Annotated in this window: 14 protein-coding genes; 2 read left to right on the top strand and 12 right to left on the bottom strand. The window is 59.6% G+C overall.

What is annotated here, in order from left to right; translation table 11 throughout:
• The 9 genes from AAAX59_RS07350 to AAAX59_RS07310 all read right to left on the bottom strand — a co-directional run.
• Window positions 1-1,723, bottom strand: a 1,723-nt coding sequence (locus AAAX59_RS07350; RefSeq protein WP_349071302.1) for a GH25 family lysozyme, incomplete at its 3' end; no start/stop codon positions are given.
• A gap of 274 nt (window positions 1,724-1,997) precedes the next feature.
• Entirely contained in the window at window positions 1,998-5,111 is a 3,114-nt protein-coding gene (locus AAAX59_RS07345) for an NlpC/P60 family protein (RefSeq protein WP_349071301.1), read from the bottom strand.
• Window positions 5,112-5,141: 30 nt separating this feature from the next.
• Complete coding sequence (locus AAAX59_RS07340) at window positions 5,142-7,262, bottom strand: C39 family peptidase (protein WP_349071300.1); 2,121 nt, start codon at window positions 7,260-7,262, stop codon at window positions 5,142-5,144.
• Window positions 7,263-7,293: 31 nt separating this feature from the next.
• Window positions 7,294-8,262, bottom strand: a complete 969-nt coding sequence (locus AAAX59_RS07335; protein ID WP_349071299.1) for a hypothetical protein — start codon at window positions 8,260-8,262, stop codon at window positions 7,294-7,296.
• 102 nt (window positions 8,263-8,364) lie between these two features.
• On the bottom strand, window positions 8,365-10,851 hold the full coding sequence (locus AAAX59_RS07330) for a glycosyltransferase family 2 protein (protein WP_349071298.1): 2,487 nt from the start codon (window positions 10,849-10,851) through the stop codon (window positions 8,365-8,367).
• Complete coding sequence (locus tag AAAX59_RS07325; protein WP_349071297.1) at window positions 10,852-11,919, bottom strand: glycosyltransferase; 1,068 nt, start codon at window positions 11,917-11,919, stop codon at window positions 10,852-10,854. It abuts the gene before it with no gap.
• 12 nt (window positions 11,920-11,931) lie between these two features.
• Window positions 11,932-13,050, bottom strand: a complete 1,119-nt coding sequence (locus AAAX59_RS07320; RefSeq protein ID WP_349071296.1) for a glycosyltransferase family 2 protein — start codon at window positions 13,048-13,050, stop codon at window positions 11,932-11,934.
• A 74-nt stretch (window positions 13,051-13,124) separates the two neighbouring features.
• Window positions 13,125-14,165 carry a glycosyltransferase gene (locus AAAX59_RS07315; RefSeq protein ID WP_349071295.1) on the bottom strand — a complete coding sequence of 347 codons (1,041 nt, stop codon included), beginning with the start codon at window positions 14,163-14,165 and terminating at the stop codon, window positions 13,125-13,127.
• 6 nt (window positions 14,166-14,171) lie between these two features.
• Complete coding sequence (locus AAAX59_RS07310; protein ID WP_349071294.1) at window positions 14,172-15,275, bottom strand: glycosyltransferase; 1,104 nt, start codon at window positions 15,273-15,275, stop codon at window positions 14,172-14,174.
• 255 nt (window positions 15,276-15,530) lie between these two features.
• Between AAAX59_RS07310 and AAAX59_RS07305 the strand changes: the two genes are divergently transcribed.
• The gene (locus AAAX59_RS07305; protein WP_349071293.1) at window positions 15,531-16,550 is read left to right on the top strand and encodes a glycosyltransferase; all 1,020 of its coding nucleotides are present in this window, start codon (window positions 15,531-15,533) and stop codon (window positions 16,548-16,550) included.
• A 24-nt stretch (window positions 16,551-16,574) separates the two neighbouring features.
• On the opposite strand, the gene AAAX59_RS07300 is transcribed toward AAAX59_RS07305, so the two are convergent.
• The 3 genes from AAAX59_RS07300 to AAAX59_RS07290 form a co-directional block, all read right to left on the bottom strand.
• Entirely contained in the window at window positions 16,575-18,371 is a 1,797-nt protein-coding gene (locus tag AAAX59_RS07300; RefSeq protein ID WP_349071292.1) for an AAA family ATPase, read from the bottom strand.
• Window positions 18,372-18,573: 202 nt separating this feature from the next.
• Window positions 18,574-20,361 (bottom strand): hypothetical protein, encoded by a 1,788-nt coding sequence (locus tag AAAX59_RS07295; protein WP_349071291.1) that lies wholly within the window; start codon window positions 20,359-20,361, stop codon window positions 18,574-18,576.
• 139 nt (window positions 20,362-20,500) lie between these two features.
• Window positions 20,501-20,932, bottom strand: coding sequence for an Rrf2 family transcriptional regulator (locus AAAX59_RS07290; RefSeq protein ID WP_055310594.1), 432 nt, complete (start codon window positions 20,930-20,932; stop codon window positions 20,501-20,503).
• A 224-nt stretch (window positions 20,933-21,156) separates the two neighbouring features.
• Here AAAX59_RS07290 and sufC point away from each other — a divergent pair, with 224 nt between their 5' ends.
• Window positions 21,157-21,957 (top strand): Fe-S cluster assembly ATPase SufC, encoded by an 801-nt coding sequence (sufC, locus tag AAAX59_RS07285; protein WP_117821353.1) that lies wholly within the window; start codon window positions 21,157-21,159, stop codon window positions 21,955-21,957.
• Window positions 21,958-21,959 lie beyond the last annotated feature (2 nt).

Below are 21,959 nucleotides of genomic sequence, written 5' to 3'. Positions count from 1 at the left end.
AGTAGACGTCGTAGTCCTTCGCGAGGGAGCCCGTGAGCCTCAGGCGCACGGCCTCGACGGCGCGCCCCTGGCCGGTGGTTCCGCCCTCGGAGGCCGAGGGGGTGTCCCAGCCCTGCCAGCCGATGCCCGAGACGTGGGCGTCGATCTGGACGGAAGAGCCGTCCGAGTAGTCGGAGCTGTCGAGCGAGAGCTTGAGGTCCTCGAGGGCGAGGCCGCGGCCGGTGGTGCCGGCGGTCGCGCCGTCGGACACGGCCCCCTGCCAGCCCACGTTGGAGACGTGGGCGCGGTAGGTCAGGGACATGGGCTTCTTCTTGAAGGCGTAGTCGACGTTGGCGCCGTCGGACGAGGGGGCGGCGTCGCCCTTCTTGACGAGCCTGACCTGGACGGCCTCGACGCTCCTGCCGAAGCCCGTGGTGCCGGCCTCCCCGCCGTCCTTGGCCCAGGCCATCCAGCCGATGTTGGAGGCGTGGACGCGGTAGTAGACGTCGTAGTCCTTCGCGAGGGAGCCCGTGAGCCTCAGGCGCACGGCCTCGACGGCGCGCCCCTGGCCGGTGGTTCCGCCCTCGGAGGCCGAGGGGGTGTCCCAGCCCTGCCAGCCGATGCCACTTACATTAGCGTTAATTTGTACAGAGCCATCTTCAACGGGATTCAAGATGCTGACTTTAAGATCCTCCACTGATTTAGACTGCCCCGTAGTGCCAGCCGTAGACCCGTCGCGCTTACTGCTCATCCAGCCAATATTCGAGACATGCGCCTCATACTGAATATGCATCTTGCTGTCATCTACGTTCAAAAGAGAACCGTTGAAGCAGTAGTTCATGTCACAGCACCCGTTAACGCCCGGGACATTGCCGCTGCTTGAATACTGCCAGAAACTGTAGCTGCCAGCATAATCGCAACGCCAATTATATTGAGCAACCCAATGGTCATAACCGCTCAGAGACGGACTATCCAAGTAGTTGTTGAGCCAGTTAAGGTTCGCATAGATACCCGACTTAAAGCCAACGGCCTCCATACGGTTGCAAAAAGTCTGCGCAATCTGAGCGAGCTTATCTTTGCTGAAATTCGGATCCTGCAAGATATAGTTATCCTCAAGATCGTAATAAACGGGAAGCGACGGATGATGGCCACCGAGCCAAGCAAGCGTTCGATCGGCTTCTTTATTTGCATCCGCAACAGATCGAGCATAGGAGTAGTAGTAGACGCCATAAGGAATACTGAGGCGCTCACATTCAGCAGCGTTCCTTTCAAAGGAATCGTCAGGCTTTCCATAAACAGGCCCAACCCTGAGGATGGCAAAATCAATCCCTGCGGCCTTAACCATATCCCAATCAACGATCCCCTGGTAATTACTGACGTCAATACCGCGCGCAATAGCACCATTGGGCAAAGGATCGTCAGTTAAAGACTGCGCATCGATGTCGCCATTGTCAGAATCGATAAGCACGCCGTTTTCATAACGCCAAGAGTTAGGCTCTAGGGAGTCGGCTTCAGAGGAATCTGTCTCGATGGAAACATCGCCCGAAGCCTCACCATCAGAATCATCAGTGCCCGGCTCATCGGCACCAACTCCGGCCTGATCGTCGGAAATAAAGTCTGAATCCTCGTCAGGACGAGCAGCATTTGCATCGTCGCCGTACCATTCGGTTGGACCTTGGGAATCCGAAACATCGTCCTGTGTCCCCTGGGAACTTTCATCTTGGGATCCGCACTCTACAGACACTTGAGATGTCGATTGCGAGATAGCGCCAGATTCAGCTGACAGCGCATATGCACAGTAAGGCTGAGAGACTTGCGACCAAATCATTACTAGCGCGCAAGCCAAAACCGCATACGCTTTTAGACGTTTCATATATATCCCCCAAGATAACAGCTGAATACAGCAACACAATCAATGGTTATATTACCGCACTTCAAAGAACACATTTTGAGCTTGGAAAAGCGATGCCCCCCGACACAAAAAGAGGCGCTCCTATTACGGAGCACCTCAATAGGCTCTATGCAAAAGGTCTTGCGGCACCGATCACACGACCGGGAGCGTTAACCGAACGTTCGGTAACTCCAATTCCCGGCCACGAATCGATAATTCGACCGTTTCCGATATAGATTCCAATATGACCCTGGTAGTAGACCACATCTCCCCTCTGCATGGCAGAGGTGCTTACCGGCATAAACGTATTGTTGCGATACCAGTTCATAGAGTTATACGTCTGCTCAGGCAGCCAACGATGGTTATAGGGGTTATACCAACCCATATCCATGCCAGTCGCATACAGACATTGCAGTACCAAGCCCGAGCAATCAACCGCATCCCCTGGCCAAGAGGACCACGGCTCAATATAACGCGTTCCAATATACTCGCGAGCGCGCTGAACAAAAGCGTTAATGCAATCCTGACGCGAAGCGTTATAGGGAATTCGAGAAGGCGTAACGTACGTAAAGTAACCGGTGCAGTACGAAGGAAGCTGAACGCTATTGCAACTAACCTTTGGATAAGATCCCGGGGTCTGATATCCCATATAACGATAGGTCTCAAAATACGAATCAGACGTAGAGCCTGGTGCAGAAGCGCCCTTGGGGACAATCTTTACCTGTAAAGCCTGAACAGGAATGCCAAGCTTCGTGGTGCCCGCCGGTGATCCATTTTTGGTCCAGCCAAGCCATCCGTAATTTGATACATGGACGCGATACCAAACATCAAAGTAATTAGATATCTCGCCAACCAAGTTAATCTTCACAGCTTGGATTTGCTGACCTTGACCAGTAGTTCCCGATGTGGCCCCATCTGAGACAGCAGATTGCCAGCCGATATTGGATACGTGAGCGGAATACGAAATGCCACCGCTCATGGAGCCATCGGAAAGCGATAGCTCCATGGCCTCCATGGCACGGTTCTGCCCAACCGTTCCGGCAACTCCGCCATTGCCAACAGACGCTTGCCAGCCGAGACCGGAGCAAATTGCCTTAGCAGATAGTCCGGGAAGCTGGATCAACGCAGCATGATCTTGAACGGGAGCGTCGGACGAACCCTTGGCAACCAACTTAATTTGAATTGCCTCGGCCTGCTTAGACAGTCCAACGGTGCCGGCTGCAGCGTCATTTTTAGCCCAGCCAAGCCAGCCATAATCCGCCGCATGGATACGGTAGTAAATATCGTATTTTGAAGCGTCGTTGCCGGTCAGTCTTAATTTAACCGCCTGAATTGCGAGGCTCTTGCCAACGGTGCCAGCATAGGAAGCGCCCGAGACGTATGGTTGCCAACCGATATTCGCAACATGTGCCGACACTTCAACTGAGGCATCGATGCCTTGCGTCGTAACATACAGCGCCTGCAGGGAACGAGACATGCCCGTCTGACCCGCAATCTCGCCATTGCCAACGGGAGTCAACCAGCCCGCAGAAGCAACGTGCGCCTGAGATACAAGACCGATTCCAGGCGTTTCGATAAACGCATTGGCGGTGGAGCCAGGCGAAGACTGACCCTTACTTACGAGCGCAATTTCAATGCCGCACAAACCGGAAGAGCCACCAGAAACGCCACATGCCTGACCATTAGACGTCCAGCCCGTCCAACCATTACCGGAATCGCATGCTCGATACCAAATGTCGTAATTAGCAGCGAGCTGACCGCTCAGCGACAACTTAATCGCTTTAACAGGAGCTCCTGATACTGCTTTGGCAGCACCGCCATCCGTTGACGAAGCGCCCCAGCCTGAATACCCATCCATAACAGAATAAGTAATAGACCCGTTATCAGTTTGACCGGCAACGCTCAGGGCAATAGAGTTCAGCAGCCTAGCGCCCTTGCCTCCGATCGTGGCCTTTTGACCGGAAGAGGAAGCTAGACTCTCCCCAGAAACGGCCGATCCGGAAACCGTAACAGCATCTGGATCGCCGATAAAGACCTTAGCCGAAGAGCCGGGCGCCGCTCCGCCTTTCTCAACGAGAACCACTTTGACGGCTTCGATAGCCCTGCCCTTACCGGCAGATCCAGCGGCAGCACCATTGCAGGCCCAATCGAGCCAGCCTATGCCTGACACATGAGCGCAATACCAAATGTCATATTTCTCGGACGCCTCACCGGTCAAGCGAATCTGGACGGCCTCAAGGCGTTGCGCCTTACCAGTCGTACCGCAACGCCCTTCAGACCACTGTTGCCATCCAATATTCGACACATGGCCACGAAGTTCAATAGCACCCGAATGGCCGTACCAGTCAAGCTGGGCTTCAAGAGCTTCCATGGAAAGGCCCCTACCGGTTGTCCCCGCAACAGATTCACTTCTAACGGGCGACATCCAGCCAATATTCGAGGTATGCGAGCGAACGGAAATCGAAGCGGGATCATCGCTACGGTTCTTAAAGGGAGAGGTAGTGTCGCCCGGGGCGGGGTCGCCCTTGGGCAGGACCGCGACCTGGACGGCCTGGACGGCGCGGCCGTAGCCCGCCGAGCCGGCGTCGGCGCCGTCGCACGCCCAGCCCAGCCAGCCGAACTCCGCGGAGTGGACGCGGTACCAGACGGTGTAGCGGGCGGCCAGCTCGCCGGACAGCCTGACCCTCAGGGCCTCGACGGCCCGGGCCTGGCCGGTGGTGCCGGCGGTGCCGCCGTTGCCGACGGCGGGCTGCCAGCCGACGTTCGAGACGTGGGCCTCGACGGATATGGCGTCGGCAATCTGTTCTTGAGACGCGGCTCCATCCACTTCAAGTGAGATTTTAAGCGCCTCGAGATTAAGGCCCCTACCCGTCGTTCCGGCAACCTTACCCGAACCAACCGGATCCATCCAGCCAATATTCTGCACATGGGCAGAAACACTAACGTTTTTGACGGCAATCTGATCGTTGGAGGCAGAATCAACGACGGCTTCGTTTGTCTCCCCCGACAAAACCTGCTGCGCGTCTTGCGGCTCGCTATCTACGGAACCAGCATCCGATTCTTGACCCTCAGAAATCAGCTCAACTTGATTGAAAACAGACCCTTCAAGATGAAAGCTGCTTGAATCGTCAGATCCGTCAATTGAATAATCGGCATATGCAGCAGTCACGACCCATGATTGACTCATGAACAGCGCAATAACCACAAGTATAGAAACGGACACATATAAGAGACGCTTCACGATTCCACCTTCTTTCGACTTCAACGGCGTCTATTTAAGGACGACCGCCTGAACTCCTCGTTGCGAGTATAGCGAAGCAATGCGCTGAGCCGAGTTAGAGACATAGCCAGCGAGTGAATCGGCAATGTAAACGGTGCCTAGGGAGCGATTAAAGCCTCTTAAGACAACGGTATGAGAGTTGGTATAGGTTCTATAAACCCTTCCACCATAAGCCTGAGTCGCATAGCAACTACCCAAGTTTTGCATACCGATCGTTGACCAAATAATAACGGGATGTCCAGCTTCCAAGTACGAATAAAGGTCATAGAAACCAGTACCGGTCACATCGTAGGCTCGCAAGCTACTGCCACTACTAATCAAGAAGGAATTAGCCGTGTTGGTCAAGCCGGGAGCGGATATGCAGTTTCCGTTCGAAGCACTATGCGGATTACCCCAAAACGCCGTCACAAAATCCCAGCTGCTCTTAGGCATATACGCATCTGCAATAACGGTTTTGCCCAGCCCAAATCCGTAGTAGTTGAGCGCATTAGTCAATGCAACGGACTCGCAACCAGTCGGAAGCTCAGGATTCTGCATTGTGCAGGGAACGTTGAGAACAACCGAATTCGGATGCAAAGGGCGGTCCCTGTACGCGCCCTCCGTTGGGCCCGGGGCCGCCGAGCCCTTCGCGAGGATGCGGACCTGGAGCGCCTCGACGCGGTAGCCGATGCCCGTCGTGCCGGCGCGGGCCCCGTCGCTCGCCCACCCGAGCCAGCCGTAGTCCTGCACGTAGGCGCGGTACCACACGTCGTAGTACTCGGAGAGGTCGCCGGTCAGGCGCATCTTCACGCACTCGACCGCCCTGCCCTGGCCGGTCGTGCCGGCCACGGCGCCGCCCGATACCTCGTCCTGCCAGCCGACGCCGGAGACGTGGGCGCTGTAGGACAGGCCGCCGGAGACCGGCGAGGAGACCTCGGCGGCGATCGCCTCTACGGCGCGGGCCTGGCCGGTGGTGCCGGCGGTGCCGCCGTTGCCGACGGCGGCCTGCCAGCCGACGCCAGAGACGTGGGCCCTGAGGCTGAGCGAGGGGACGGAGAGCTCGGCGGGGGCGCCCGACGAGGGGGCGTCGCCGCCCTTCTCGACGAGGACAACCTGGAGGGCCTCGGCCTGGACGCCGAGCCCCTCGGTACCAGCGGCCTCGCCGTCCTTGGCCCAGCCCAGCCAGCCGTAGCCCGCCGCGTGGACGCGGTACCAGACGTCGTAGGAATCGGAGACGGGGCCGGAGAGGGACACCCTCACGGCCTGGACGGCGCGGCCCTGCCCCACCGTGCCGGCGTAGGAGGGGGCGGAGGCGGCGTCCTGCCAGCCGATGCCGGCCACGTGGGCCGCGATGGAGACGGAGCTCCCCTCGCCCGCCCCCTCAAGGGAGGCGCGCACCGCCTGGAGCGCGAGGCCCCTGCCGGTCGTGCCGACGTCCTCGCCGCCGCCCACCGCGGGCAGCCAGCCGCGCTCCGCGACATGGCCCTGCAGGACGAGCGACGGGCCGGAGGCGGCGCCGGAGACGTAGGCCCCCTCGGCCGGACCGGGGGCGGCGGAGCCCTTCGCGACGAGGGCGACCTGGACGGCGGTGAGTCCCGAGGCGCCGGACTCGACGCCGGAGGGCTCGCCGGCGCTCGCCCAGCCGAGCCAGCCGCGCGCGGAGTCGCAGGAGCGGTACCAGACGTCATAGCGCTCCGCGAGGCCGCCGGACAGCCCGAAGCGGACGGCCTTGAGCTGGAGCCCGCCGCCCGAGGCGCCGAGCTGCGCCCCGTCGGAGCTGAGCTCCCCCTGCCAGCCGGAGCCCAGCAGGAGGCCGCGGTAGCCGACCGACCCGTCGGACTCGAGGTTGTCGACGGTCGCGGCGATGGAGCCCAGCACGGGCCCCCTCTCGGAGCCGAGCGTCAGGACCCCGCCCGAGAACGACGAGCCCGCCGGCGAGCCGGAGACGGAGAGGGACGACCCGGACAGGCGCTCGCCGGCGCCGCGGAAGGCGCCGCCGGCCGGGCCCGGCGCGGCGCCGCCCTTGGGGACGAGCACGACTTGGACGGCCTGGACGGCCTTCGCCAGGCCCACCGTGCCCGCGGACGCGCCGTCCTTGGCCCAGCCGAGCCAACCGTAGTCGGAGCAGTGCACGCGGTACCACACGTCGTAGGACGAGGCGGCCTCACCGGAGAGCCTGAACTGGAGCGCCTCGACCGCCAGGGAGCGCCCGGTGGTGCCGGCGACGCCCGAGGTCCAGCCCTGCCAGCCGACGTTCGAGACGTGGGCCCTCACCTCGAGGGAGGAGGATCCGTGCCCGTACCAGGAGACGGAGCCCGGGCAGGGCCTCGAGGGCGCGGCCCTGCCCGGTGGTGCCGGCGACGGCGCCGTCCGAGACGGAGCCCTGCCAGCCGATGCCGGCGACGTGGGCGCGGTAGGATACCGAGGGGGGCTCGGAGGACCTGTCGACGAACGGGGTGGCGGTGTCGCCCGGGGCGGGGTCGCCCTTGGGCAGGACCGCGACCTGGACGGCCTGGACGGCGCGGCCGTAGCCCGCCGAGCCGGCGTCGGCGCCGTCGCACGCCCAGCCCAGCCAGCCGAACTCCGCGGAGTGGACGCGGTACCAGACGGTGTAGCGGGCGGCCAGCTCGCCGGACAGCCTGACCCTCAGGGCCTCGACGGCCCGGGCCTGGCCGGTGGTGCCGGCGGTGCCGCCGTTGCCGACGGCGGGCTGCCAGCCGACGTTCGAGACGTGGGCCTCGACGGATATGGCGTCGGCGCCGAGGGGCTCGCCGGTCGAGGCGTCGGACAGGACGAGGCGAAGCGCCTCGAGGGGGAGCCCCCTGCCGGTCGTGCCGGCGACCTCGCCGCCGGCGACGGCGCCCATCCAGCCGATATTGGAGACATGGGCCGAGTACGAGAGCGAGACGGGCGCGGCCGCCTCGGACTGGGCGGGCTCCGCCTGGGCCCCGTCGGCCTGCGGGGCCTCGGGCTGGGAGGCGTCGGCCTGCGCGGGCTGGGCCTCGGCGGGCTGGGCCTGCGCGTCGCCCGGGGCGGCGGGGGCGGCGTAGGCCGCGGGCCCGCACAGGGCCAGGGCGGCCGCGACCGCCAGCGCGGCGGCGGCACCGGAAATTCGTTTCATGGAGCGTTTCATGGAAAATCCCCCTAATCTAGCAACGGTTTAGAGTCTACTAGATTGGGGGAACGGGAACCAAGCAATGATGCACCAAACGATTCAACGCATCGTTTGGAAAACCTACAAGGCGCCAAACTCGCTCTCGAAGGATAGGTTTGGTCCGAGCCATGGATCACCGTTGAGGAAGAACTCAGGCCAGCGCTGAATGAACAGCGCTTGCTCGCGCTTCCAGCGGCGCAGTTTTTCCTCGTTGGCCTCTTCCCTGCCGCGCGAGGTGAACTCGTAGTGATACAGCTCGGCATAGGGCGTAAAGATGGTGCGGTAGCCGACCTCCCACACGCGAAGGCAAAAGTCAGCGTCGTTAAAACCGACGGCGAATTCCTCGTTATAACCGCCAACCTGCTCAAATACGTCGCGTCGGACCATCTGGCAGGCACCCGTTACGGCGCTAAAGTTGCCCGGGCGCACAGCGCGGGCAAGATAGCCCTCGCGCTTTGCCGAGAAGTCCTGGTTGGCATGGGCAAGTGCGCCACGCACGCCAACCAAAATGCCGGCATGCTGCACCAGATGATCGGCAAAGTAGAGTTTGGCGCCCACCACGCCCGCATCGGGACGCTGCAGATAGCCCATCATCTCTTCGATAAAGTCGGGGCTTATGACCTCGGTATCGTTGTTGAGCAGCAGCAGATAATCGCCCTTGGCGTGCTCAACGCCAAAGTTGATGATCTGGGAGTAATTGAACTCACCCGGCCAGTACACAACGCGCGCGATGCCCTTGCCTTCGGATGCTGCAGCCACGCGCTCTGGCAGGGTTTCGTAATACGCAAACGTCTCCGGGGCTTCGCTGTTGTTCTCCACCAAGACGATCTCGTAATTGGCATACGTTGCCTTCTGAGCGATCGACATCACGCAGGCATCGAGCGTCTCAACGTGATCCTTGGTGGGAATCACAATGCTCACCAGCGGCGCAGACTCCGGCAGCGCATAACGCATGTGATAGACAAACGGCGTCTCGGTCTCCTCGACCGTTCCGCAAATGCCCAGCGCGTTAAAGTGGCGCTGAAGCGCAAGGCGCCCGGCTTCAATAGCATACGGCTTACTATCGGCAGAACCGTCGGCGGTCGATCCCGGATGCACGCGCCAGTGATACAGCACATGCGCAACGTGCTCAAAGCGCGCGCCGGCCGCAAGGCAGCGAAGCGTCAAGTCGTAGTCCTGGGCGCCCGCAACGTCTTCTGGGGACATACCAATGTGATCGATGAGCGCCTTCTCCACCATCAGGAAATGCGTCACGCAGTTATGGCTATAGAGCAGGTCGACGTTGAGCTTGGTCTTAAAGACCGGCTGGCCCCACTCCCCCGTTTTCTGAAACATGTCCTCGTCGCAGAACAAGACCTGGGGACGCTCGTCCTCGGCAGCCTTGTTCAGCGCGGCAACATAGTGGAACAACGCGTCCGGTTCCAGGATGTCGTCATGGTCCAAGAACGCGATGTAGTCGCCCGTCGCTTGCTCGATACCTGCGTTGGTGTTGACCACAATGCCGCCGTTGCCGGGAAGCTCGATGCGACGGATGCGCTCGTCGTTGGCACCTGCCGCAAGGGCGGCCACCGCATCCCATTCAGGCGAGGCATCCATAAGGAGCAGTTCCCAGTTGTCATAGCTCTGGGCCAGCACCGAGTTCAGCAGCTCGCGCAGGTATTCCCGATCAGTCTTGTAGCACGGCACCACAATGCTCACGAGCGGTCTATAGGCAAAGGCCGCCGAAGCGACACGTTGGCACGCCAAATCGCCCGGCTTTGCGCGATGTTGCTCAAACCAACGTCGATAAGCTGCGTCGTCCGCACGCGCGTCCTTCATGCGGTTCCAACTGTCATCGACCATGCCGTTGTACAGGCGACCATCCATGGCGCAAAACCCGCTTTGGATCCGCTCTGTGGGATCGCTCACAATCGCGACAAAATCCCGTATATCCCGAGGCATCTCTACGCTCAGATACGTTTTATTGACGCGGCAACCGTTGCGCTGCGGCACATCGACCTGCGACTCAAACACATGCACGGTGGCATCGATGGCATTCATATGCGTATCGAAGATCTGGAGCTCAGGTGCGCACTGGGGATCTCCCGCCCAGGTAACCTCATAGCGCCACACCGCGCCGGCGTCTGTCGGCAAATAGCGAATGGCATCGATCTCGTAGCGACCGCAGCATTCGCCACGCTGCGCATCGCGGATAAGCGCGCACAGCGCAGGCTTTGCTTTGTAGTTAATCTTAGATTCCAGCTTGTCCACGCGGCTATCGAGGCGAATGGCGCCAAGCTTTTGGCCACCGGACACAAATGCAGCGTCGATCGCAGAGCCATCCAAAAACGGAAGCACCAAGACGGCGAGCTCGCGCTCGTAATCGGAAACGGAAGGGCAAAGCGCCAACACACGGCCATGATCGACTGGGAGCACCAGCGACGGCACACAAGAACCGCTCGTTGTCGCGTGGGCAAACGCTTGAGAACCCTCCCGTTCAATAAGCGCGGCGACATCCTGACCGGCAAAACGAAGCAGCACAAACAGACGGCCCTGACTGCGGCAAAGTGCCAAACGCTTGATACTCATCTACACTTCTCGCTTTCCCAGGGCGTTCGCTGCCATGCGTTTGCAGGCACCCAGGCGCCCAAACCTCAAGACGTCGTAATCGAACATGAGCTTTTTGCACAAACGAGCAGCAGGGGCCTTACCGATAAGTGCCGCGCGCACCATGGCGGCAACCGAAGGAGCACATTGTGCGAGCGCAGCATCGTTGTCCACGGCAGAACCGTTAAGCGCCGCGGCAACTGCAGCAAACACTTTGCCGCAGTCCGAACCCAGCAGCCTGAGCGCGTCGTACAGCACCAGATCACACAGGAAGTACGCCAGGTCATCAGCATGCTGTGCGTCGAGACCGTCGCGCTGCCAGTCAGCCAGCATAGCGGAGTAAATCTTCACGTGCTCCAGCAGACGTGTCTCGTCGTCGTAGCGCATGGTGTCCATGAGCGAACCCTTGCGAGCCACGCGATAGTCGTACAACTTGTTCGAGATAAGCGCGGTCTTGTGCGAACGACCGTACACGGCAAAGTCGAAGACCTGGTCCTCGCCATACTTAACGGTTTCGTCGAACACGATCCCGTTGCCCAGCAAGAAGTCGCGCTTGCAGGCGGTGCGCCATGCAAAGGGACGAGACGCTTCCTTAAACAGCAGGTCGGAGCTATAGCCCTCAAACGACACATCGCGCGGGCTAAGCACATAGTTAAGCCACGGATACCCCGCCTCCAGCGGATACGGATTCGCGCCAAAGGTCAAAACGTCGCAGTCCTCGCGCTCAAAGGTATCGACGATCACGCGGCATGCATCGGGCGTAAAGCGGTCGTCGGAATCCAAAAACGCGACGATAGACGCCGTGGACGCAGCGATGCCTGCATTACGTGCACTCGACAGGCCGCCGTTCTCCTTATCAACCAGCCTAAAGCGCGCGTCCTTATCGCAATAGGCAGCCGCAATATCGCGCGAACCGTCCGGCGAGCCATCGTTGACCAGCACACCTTCCCAATCGGGCATGTCCTGCGCAAGCAGGGAGTCCAAGCACCAGGCCAGGCACTCCTCCACCTTATAGACGGGAACGACAACAGAAATCTTGGGGTTAGCCATAGTCACTCGCTCCTACTGTGCGGCCGGAACGTCATCAGGGTGCGGGTTGTCGCCGTAGGTGCGCTGATACGTCAGCACGCGCCACACCAGCGGCAGGCCGCCAATCTTAAAGTAATGCTTAAACGTATTGAGCTTGCCCGGCTTCTTAAAGCCAAAGCGCGAATCGATATAGGCGCGGGACGACTTGACCATCAGGCGCAAGTCGGTCTCGCCACGCGGGTCGAACAGCGACAGATCAAAGCGACCGGCATCCCAATCGGCCTTGAGCTCAGACGAGGCTTTCTTCCAAAACTGCTCACGCAGTTCATCGACCAAACGCTCGTCATTCCAGCGGTACGTATCGACCTTCATGCGCATTAAAATCCCCTGGAGCTGAGCCTTGAGCTCGGGGCGCTCATCCAAAAAGCGCTGCATCTCGGCATATTCGTCGCATACGCAAAACACCTTGTTGGGCGAATTAATGGAGCTCTTCTCGTTATCCTGGCGATAGCACAAAATGGGGTCCGTAATAAACGCGGCACGCTCGGCGCAAGCCCAAACCTTAAAGTTAAAGCCTGCGTCCTGATACGAGGCGCCCGGCGTGGGAAGGAACCGAACCTGATTGTCGTTGAGGAACTCGCGTCGATAAATAGCCGACCATATGGAAGGTTTGCGGTAGAAAATTCCCGGGCGATCGACGGGGCGATACGCGGCGCCCGTCATATGCTCGTCGATAATCCCAAACAACTCACGGCGTTCGCTGGGCGTGGACCAATACAGGTAAAAGTCGCCCTTTACCACATCGGCATGCTCAGCATCGGCCTTGGCGACCAGCTTTTGGAGTGAATCCTCAAACATAAAGTCGTCGGACTCAAGGATGCCCACGTACTCGCCACGCGCCATCTCCAGGCCGCGGTTCATCGAGTCGCCGTAGCCGCTGTTGGCTTTGTCGATCATCTTTACACGGGGATCGCGCTCCATGTACTCGCGGATGATATCTGGCGAGCTATCGGTGGAGCCGTCGTTGATGCAGATGATCTCGATGTCCTTGAGCGTCTGCGCCACGGCGGAATCGAGGCACTCGCGCAGATAGCGCTCGACATTGCAAATGGGGACAAGCAGCGAAACTTTAGGGGTATCAGAGTTCTGCAAGAGAACCTCCTGTTGAGTAGCGTGTAACAGGGTTATTTTAACAGCCGAGTTGCGGCGGGCGGCAGCGCTTGGAATTAGATAAAGCGCTCCAGGCAGGCTTTGAGACCGCGAGTCGAAAGATAGAACAGCGTGGCGTCTGCCATCGAAACGCCCGAGGTCGCCACAACGAGCTTGTGGGCAACACGGCGAACGGCGCCCTTAGCAGGCATATCCGTCCACTCCCTTCCCAAAAACGTCGTGAGGTCCATGTTGACGCGAGCCGCCACGCGATGGAAGTCATCGGCATCCAAGCGCGCCAGGTCGAACACAATGAGGTCCAAAAACCAAGTTATCAGCTCGCCGGGGCACAGGTCCAAAAGACCGTAGGCCGCCCAGTCCTTCAAGACCTCCTCGAGCATCCTCATGTGGGCGTCAAGCTTTTTGGCGCGAGCCTCGGCACTGTTGAACTCGTGCGTCGCCGATTCGCTCTCCATCACGTAGTGGTAGAACTTGTCTGGCATGACGACGGTCTTGTGGGCAAGCGCATAAGCCGCAAATTGGAAGACGACGTCCTCGCCCAAAGCCAAACCGGGGGCGAAGCGAATGCCTTCGCGATTGAGCAGCTCGCGCGAAAAAGCCGCGCGGCAGGCATAGGGCTGCGCATTCGAATGGAACAGCAGTTGGGGATCACGGGCGCCGAAGGTACCAGCTTTGGGGCTCATGAGTTGCTGGACTCGTTTGGGGGCAGCATCGGCAGGTTCACAGACGCCGCCAAAAACGACGGCCTCGGCATCTGCAGACTTCATGGCATGCAGCACGCGCTCGACCGTCTGGGCATCGATGTAATCGTCGGCATCAACAAAAAAGACGGTCTCGCCCTCGGCGGTATCGATACCGGCATTTCGAGCACACGAGACGCCCGCGTTTTCCTGGTCAATCACCAGTACGCGATTGTCGGCCTGCGCGATCTGGCGCAACACGTTCAACGAATCATCGGTCGAACCGTCGTTGACGCAGACAACCTGAATCGAGCGCTCGGACTGGGCCAACAGCGAATCGAGGCATCGCTGAATGGAGCGCGCAGAGTTGTAAACGGGGACGACAATGGTAGCTTTAGGACACGAGGCCTCTCCCATGCCGACCTACCCCCTCAGCGATTCGATGAGGAAGGCGGCGACCACGCCTGGGCCTCCAACCGAGGCGTAATACTTAGCACGCCCCAAGGCACCATCCGTCGCAAAACTCGGATGCTCGTCAACCCAGCCCTCAGGATCTTTGAGGATGGCAGCGAGATTCGCGCGCTTCCACGGCTTGAGGTCGTCAAGCGAAAACTCCCCCGCGTCCAAGGCCGCTTGGAACTCCTTGGCCATCTGAACCAGGAACTCCTTATAGAACTTAGGCGCCAGGCGCACGTAGTTCCACATGTATGAATCGTACTTAATGAGCTGGTTGAACTTGAGCATGCGCGCGACATCGCCGCTTGCATGGTCGCAGGCATAATCCTCTCGAATCCAACGCTCAATCTCGGCATACTCGGTATTGACGCAAAAGACCTTAGCCGAAGAATTGACCGAGGAATTCTCGTTGTCCTGGCGATACGACAACACGGCATCATGCAGGTAAACAGCCTTATCGGCGCACGCGATCACCTTAAAGGCGAATGACGTGTCCTGAAAGGATGCCCCCGGAGTCGGCAGGAACTTAATGCCGTTGCGCTCAAGAAAATCGCGACGGTACACGGCCGACCAAATCGACGGCTTTTGCTTAAAGAACTGAGTCGTATCGCTCGGGTGCACCGGCTTGCCGCAATCCCGAGGTCTAAACATCTCGTGCAGCGAGCGGCGCTCCTCGGGCTTAGACCAGTAGAAATCAAAGTTCGCCTTCGCAAAGTCGGCATTATTGCTATCGGCGGCCGAGACAAGCTTTTCGAGTGCGTCGGACGCCATAAAGTCATCGGACTCCAAGATGCCCACGTACTTGCCACGCGCCATCTCCAGCCCGCGGTTCATCGAGTCGCCGTAGCCGCTGTTGGCCTTGTCGATCATCTTGACGCGCCTATCGCGCTCCATATACTCGCGAATAATCGCCGGCGAGTTGTCGGTCGACCCGTCGTTAATGCAGATGATCTCAATATCCTTGAGCGTCTGCGCCAGGGCGGAATCGAGGCACTCGCGCAGGTAGCGCTGAACATTGTAAATGGGAATAAGCAGCGACAGAACAGGGCTGCCAGAGGCGTTAGTAGACAAATGTGCTCCTTAGGAAATACCTGTCGTTTCATGGTATCAAAGGGTCAGCGCGCCAGCAGGCGTTTATATAATCTATGGAGCCTCTTGCGGGCAAAGCAGCCCCACGTCATGCGGCGGGCCCATGGCAGGTTCCTGCGTTTTATTCAAAGCTTGCCGCCAAGGTGCGCCGAGCCTTTACAATAGGACAGTCCCAAGGACGTATTCGATAGCTTCCGTGCAGCGCTCGCCCGCCGCGCGTGAAAGGATATATTGCCCATGCCTTCAACCCTTCCCGCTCCCATCGACAAGCTCGCCATCGTCGTCGTTACGTACAAGCGCCAGGAACTCCTGACCAACTTGTTCGACTCTATGACCGAGCTCACGGCAACGCCCTGGCGCATCGTGATTGTCGATAACGAGAATTCGCACGAGACCGAGGCCATGTGCACCGCATTCAACGAGCGCCTGGCCAACCTGTGGGGCATCGACACCGAGCAGCCCGACGCGCAGGGCGGCACCGACCGTGTGATCTACGCCCCGCAGCTCGAAAACGGCGGTGGTGCGGGCGGCTTCTCCGCCGGCACCAAGTGCGCCTACGACCTGGGCGCCCAGTGGTTCTGGGTAATGGACGATGACGTGCTCGTCATCCCCGAAGGCATCGAGCGCTTGGCCAAGTGGACCGACCGCTACGACGTCATCCAGGGTTCGCGCCTGGACTTTGACGGCGGCGCCTTCTTTTGGCAGTACCAGCTCATCCTTTCGCTCGGCATTCCCAACCCTGTCGCCAAGTGGGACCTGGGACCCGAGGGCTACCGCGCCATGAACCAGCTATGCTTTGAGGGCGGCATGTTCTCGCGCCGCGTGGTCGACAAGATTGGCCTGCCCGACGCGCGCTTCTTTATCTACGGCGACGATGCCTGCTATGGCTACGTGGCCAGCCAGCACTTCCCCGCCGCCGTTGTTGCCGACGTGGTGCTTAAGCGCGCCCGCGCCGTCTCTAACTGGGATATTGCCGGCAAGCGCCAGCTCAACTCCACGAGCGACACCAACCGCTACTACATCATGCGCAACCGCGGTTATCTGGCCCGCTACATGCAAATCTACGGCGACTATCACCCCGTGCTGTTCCGTCTGGGCAACGCCGCGACCTTCTGCAAGGAGTTCATTCGCCTGGCTGCCGTTGACAAGTGCTTTAAGACCGGTATTCCGGCGCTGCGCCGAGGCATGAAGGACGCCCGCAAGATCGTCAAGGATCCCAACTGGAAGCCTATGCCGCCCATGAAGGACACCGAGTAACGGAAGCCGGAAACACCTCGGCGCTTAAAGCCGCTGGCACACCGTAGCCACATGCTGTCCATCAAAACCGAACCCCCAGCGCATGCGACCCACGCCGGGGCGCGGCACACGGATATCGTCGATGCCGTCGCGCTCTATGTCGAGTAGCGACTGCACGGCCAGCAATTCCAACCCCAGCGCATCCACATCGGGGTCATACATCATATTGATCGTTATAAGCGGGCGCTCGTCCAGCATGCCAATCGTGTCTGCTACGTCGAACACAGTGCCCGTAGGGAAAACCTGGATGTCCCAGCGACTCGCGCCACACTTTCGCCTCGAGGCAGGATTGGCATAGCCCGGCAATCCAAAGCAGAGTCCTTGCAAGAGTAGGTGATATGGCAGCGGTGTATCTGGGTCGGTCGCACCGATTCCCGCATCTCCCAAGATGCGGCTTAGCGCCCGCCTCACGGTATCCTCGTTCCCATGGCACAGCCCGTCGCAAAACGCATCGACGTCTCGAATGTCTTCTGCAGCGCACTCAAACCACTCAATAATCACTAGACGCAAGGCCTGGCGAAGCTCGTTATTGGGCAATCGCAAAGCACGGAGGCGATCGCCATGCTCTGGCTCCCCAGTCATATCCGTCGTGAGAAAACCGGACAGATACAGCGCTGTCCACATGCTATCGTCAGGCGAGACATCTGGCTCTGCAGTGCCCAAACAAAGCGGGACCTCAACGCATCCATGGGCCTTGAGCAAATCAAACAAGACCGAAAGGCGGTCGAGATTCCACCCGGCAACTACTCTACTCAGGCAATCGGCATATCCATACAGATCGGCACGCACGGGCGCCGTGCAGCCTCGGTCCAAAAACCCAATCACACGCTCTGGACTCGAGCAATAGGCCCTGCCAAACCGATACCCCTCGAGCCATTCACGCGCATCATCCAGGTATTCCTCGCGCCCAGCATGATTCAGCAGAGCCTCGGCCTCGGCATCCGAAAAGCCGAACCAACGGTCACACCAGGTCGAAAGCGGCGTCGTCAGACAATACGAGCAGCAGTGCAAAGAAAGCGCCGCTTCGGCAGGGCCGGGACACTCCCCCATCAAACACGTCAGCCGCAATGAATCGCGCGCAGCAGCAATGGCGTCGAACAGCACGCGATCGAATAGATCTGCCGGATCGGCGCCGGAAGCGTCCCTCGCGCTCGCACGGCAAGAGCACGCCCCATCGTACCCATCAACGAGCAATACAACCTGCTCATCGTAGGCAATCTCCAGCAGCTCTATGAGCACACCGAGCACCGAGTCAACCTCGTCCGCGCTCGCCACGCCACGCGCGACACGTTCGACGTGACGCACCTTATCTCGAGCTAAATCCGGAGCCTCCAAGAGCGCCAACAAGCGAGCGCACTCGCCCGAAAGGGCATCGCGCACGACGCCGGCAACAGCGGGGCCACGCCTCGCAGCGCCAGAAAAGTCCAGCGATATCACCGGATAGCAAGCGTACTCATCCCGATAGCGCCCGCCGTCCGCATCCCAAATCTGAGCATCGGCAAACGAGATCCGACCGGTGCGACCGACCGCTGGACGCTCCAGAAAAGCCCTGAGCATCGACAAGTTCATGCTCTTGCCAAAACCCTCGGGTCGACAGCACACCACAACGGACGCGTCGCAGTCCAACACATCGGCAATAAACATGGTCTTGTCGACCAGCGTGCAGCAACCAAGAGCCTCCGCATAGTCGTGCGTGCCAATGGGCAAAGCCGCATCGTCGGCACAGCCGATCAAGCGCACGCCAAAGCCAGCAGCACAATCAACATTTGCCTGTTCAGACACTAAAACGTTCCCCCTAAATCGCTGCACGATGCCAATTGTAATGACCGCCTCGCGCGTACCGACGACGCCGCGCGAACATATCGGGCAACGGTAGCAACAAGAGGTGTGAGGGGGCATAACTAATCGTTGCACAACAAAACGGGGCCCGATGCATTCGCACCGGACCCCGTCCCGACTATTTAGTTATCCGGCAACTGAGAGCCTACTCCCCCGAGTCGTCCTCCCCAGAAGCCTTCTTCTGCTGATCGAGCTTATGCTTACCACTTACGATAGACGTAGCGCCCAGCGTGGCCAAGCTCGCGCTGGCAAGGCTCGCCATCACAATCAGATCGCCCGTCTTGGGCATGTTGCCACCCGAGGACTTGGTAGTTGTAGTCGTCGTGGTCGTGGTGGTCACCGTTTTGGAGTCATTTTGCTCCTGGACCTGGTTGTCAGCACCGCTCTTGTCGTCGTCTTCGGACTGTTTCTTTTCGCCCTCGGTCTTGCTCTCGTCCTTCTTCTGACCGGACTTGTCGCCCTTCTCATCAGAGCTAGAACCCTTATCGGATTCGGTCTTCTCGGAAGCCTTGTCCTTTGAGTCGCCCTTTGCGGCCTCGGTCTTTTCCATGGAAACCTGATCAGAGTTGTCCTTGTTCTGAGTCGAGCCATTATTGACGCCAGCCATCAGCGAAGAGCCCAGCGTAGAACCAAGCTGCACGGAGAAAGAAGGCTTTTTGTCCGGCGAAGCAACGGGAGCGTCCGGCGCCTTATTCGAGTCGTCCTTGGAATCATCGGAATCAGGCGTTACATCAGAGCCGGAGCCATTGTTAGAGCCGGTGCCAACGGACGAATCGCTCGAGCCGGTAGATGAGTTAGAGGTGTCAGCGTCGGTCGAACCAGAAGCGTCGCTGTCCGTATTGCCGACAGAGCTTGAAGACGAATCGCCCGCAGCAGAGCCGTTCGAATTGGAGCCGTTCGGGGCAGAGCCGTCGTTGGTAGTGCCGCCAGCAGAGCCATTACCGTCAGCATCGGTCGAGGGCGCATCCATCCTGTCATCGTTGACATCGTCACTCGAGCCGTCATTCGAATCAGGTGTCGGCGAGGGCGCCGGCGTAGGCTCGGGCTGCTCGGGCTTGTTGTCCTTCGCAGCGGCAGCCTCGTCCTCGGCGATATAGACCAGGCAGTCCTTTAGCTCGTTGCGGTAGCGGTTCTTCCAGCCCTCGTGGTACTGGGGCTGGCTTGCATACTTGGTCGCCACGTTATTGACCACGCTGCTGGAAAGCGCCGTCACAAACTCGCGGTCGGACATATCGTTGGAAAGATTCGCCCAGCGGAAAAAGTCCCTGCAGCCACCAGTTCCGCACATGTTGGTAATGCTCCACACCATGCCCTTGACGCAATCGGCGCGGCCCGAAATATCAATACCCAGGCCACTCTTGAGCCACGCCTCGGTAACCGCATAGTACGAGTTGTACGCATAGGCATCTTGAAGTGCTGAGAACTCAACAGGATCGGTGTTGTACGCACCTTGGAAGGCATCCTGCGCGATATGGCCCAGCTCGGTGAGCTGTCCGTTCTCGTACATGGCATTGCTCGCGTTGGAAACCTCGCTGCCGCGATCAATCGCATCCTTGAGCATGCCGTACTTGGCAGAATCGTAGTTGTAAACCTGCTTCATAAACGGAATGAGCGACCAACGACGGTCGAACTGGTAATAGCCCAGCGCGTTGTAGCCGTCACCATACGAAAAGCCCTGGTTATAGTTGCCATGGCTCTCATATTTGGTGAAGTACTTCATCTCGGGAGTCACGTTGACAAACGAGACACCCTGAACCGACCTCAACACGCCCGAGAAGGACTGTTGGGTGTAAAGGCCCTTATCGATATCGGTGGCATCCGAGGCAATGCCCGGCGTGGGCTCCTCGGCAGCGGCGGGTGCCGGCGCGGAAACGGCGCCAAACGAAAGCGCCAGCGTCAGGCCCGCGACAATAGCAGAATGCTTGGGCTGCATAAGATCCTCCCTGCATTGGTGTAGTTAAAGTTCAGTTTGCAAAGATAAAAATAAGTATTGCAGCTCGCCCGTTGTTGCACAACAACCCCTCGGTAAACGGCAACAACCCTCCGCGAAATCTTAAGGAATTGCGCTCAACCTACAGCTTAATGTCAAAGTTGATCTCGGGGACGGCGGCCAGGTCGGCCAACGTCACGCCGTCGACGTACTTTTCGATCACGTCGTCCAGACCGCGCCAGAACTTGACGGTCGAGCAAAGATCGCTGCGGGTGCAGCTGTTGTCGATGCCGTCGCACGCCACGGGCGCCGTGCTGCCCTCGACAGCGCGCAGGATGTCGCCAGCACGCACCTCGGCCGGGTCCTTGGCCATCATGTAGCCGCCGCCCTTGCCGCGCACGCTCTTAAGCAGGCCCGCCTTCATAAGCGGACGAACCAGCTGCTCCAGATACTTTTGCGAGATATGCTCGCGGTCGGCAACCTCGCGCAGAGCAATCTTGCCCTCGGCGTCACCGAGCGCCGCGATATAGATCATCAGCCGGAGGGCATAGCGGCCCTTGGAAGAAATGAGCATACCTACCCTCCCATCGCATCTGGGACAACATAACCAGGTTTGTTTGTCCCAAATCTTAAGTAAGTGGGACAAACACAACAGGTTATTTTGTCCCAGAATTTGAAAAGTCGAGTGGATTAGTCGGGTTTTCCCTTGACTAACGCCGAACCCATAGTAACTTTATTCCGAGAAGATTCCTAGGGTTTAGTACACCTATGAGTACACCATATACAGAGAGGGACAGCATGAGCGCAAATCCGCTGCTTTCCATCGAAGGTCTGACCGCCTCCGTGGACGAGAAGACCATCCTCCACAACGTCAACCTCAACGTCGCCGCCGGCGAGACCCACGTGCTGATGGGACCCAATGGCGCCGGCAAGTCCACCCTCGGCCACCTGGTCATGGGCGACCCCGTCTATACCGTCAACGACGGCCGCATCGTCTTTGACGGCCAGGACATCACCGAGCTCACCACCGACAAGCGTTCGCGCGCCGGCCTGTTCCTGAGCTTCCAGGCCCCGGTCGAGATTCCGGGCGTGCCGCTGTCGAGCTTTTTGCGCGCCAGCATCGCCGGCCGCCCCGGCCTGGAGATGAAGGGCAAGGAGTTCCGCCGTCGCGTTAAGGAGCTCGCGGCCGAGCTCAACATGGACACCGCCTACCTCAACCGCGAGCTGGGCGTGGGCTTCTCGGGCGGCGAGAAGAAGAAGGTCGAGATGCTCCAGCTCCTGCTGCTGCAGCCCAAGCTCGCCATCTTGGACGAAACCGACTCCGGCCTGGACGTCGACGCCCTGTCCACCGTCAGCCACGGCATGGACGCCTACCGCAAGAGCTGCGACGGCTCCATGCTCATCATCACACACAACACGCGCATCCTGGAGCACCTGGATGTCGACCGCGTCCACGTTATGGTCAAGGGCCACATCGTGCGCGAGGACGACGCCTCGCTCATCCCCTGGATCGACAAGAACGGCTTTGAGACCTTCGAGCGCGAGGCCGCCGAGCAGCGCGCCCAGGCCGAGTCTGCCGCTGCCGAGCAGCAGGCGTAAAG

The organism is Collinsella sp. CLA-ER-H2, from assembly GCF_040092405.1.
In the GTDB taxonomy this organism is placed as follows: domain Bacteria; phylum Actinomycetota; class Coriobacteriia; order Coriobacteriales; family Coriobacteriaceae; genus Collinsella.
This window is presented reverse-complemented; position numbering and strand designations above follow the sequence as displayed.

Coding starts and splice junctions, on each gene's coding strand:
- AAAX59_RS07335 (WP_349071299.1), bottom strand. CDS start 8,262: ATGAAACGCTCCATGAAACGAATTTCCGGTGCCGCCGCCGCGCTGGCG.
- AAAX59_RS07330 (WP_349071298.1), bottom strand. CDS start 10,851: ATGAGTATCAAGCGTTTGGCACTTTGCCGCAGTCAGGGCCGTCTGTTT.
- AAAX59_RS07325 (WP_349071297.1), bottom strand. CDS start 11,919: ATGGCTAACCCCAAGATTTCTGTTGTCGTTCCCGTCTATAAGGTGGAG.
- AAAX59_RS07315 (WP_349071295.1), bottom strand. CDS start 14,165: ATGGGAGAGGCCTCGTGTCCTAAAGCTACCATTGTCGTCCCCGTTTAC.
- AAAX59_RS07305 (WP_349071293.1), top strand. CDS start 15,531: ATGCCTTCAACCCTTCCCGCTCCCATCGACAAGCTCGCCATCGTCGTC.
- AAAX59_RS07295 (WP_349071291.1), bottom strand. CDS start 20,361: ATGCAGCCCAAGCATTCTGCTATTGTCGCGGGCCTGACGCTGGCGCTT.
- AAAX59_RS07290 (WP_055310594.1), bottom strand. CDS start 20,932: ATGCTCATTTCTTCCAAGGGCCGCTATGCCCTCCGGCTGATGATCTAT.
- sufC (WP_117821353.1), top strand. CDS start 21,157: ATGAGCGCAAATCCGCTGCTTTCCATCGAAGGTCTGACCGCCTCCGTG.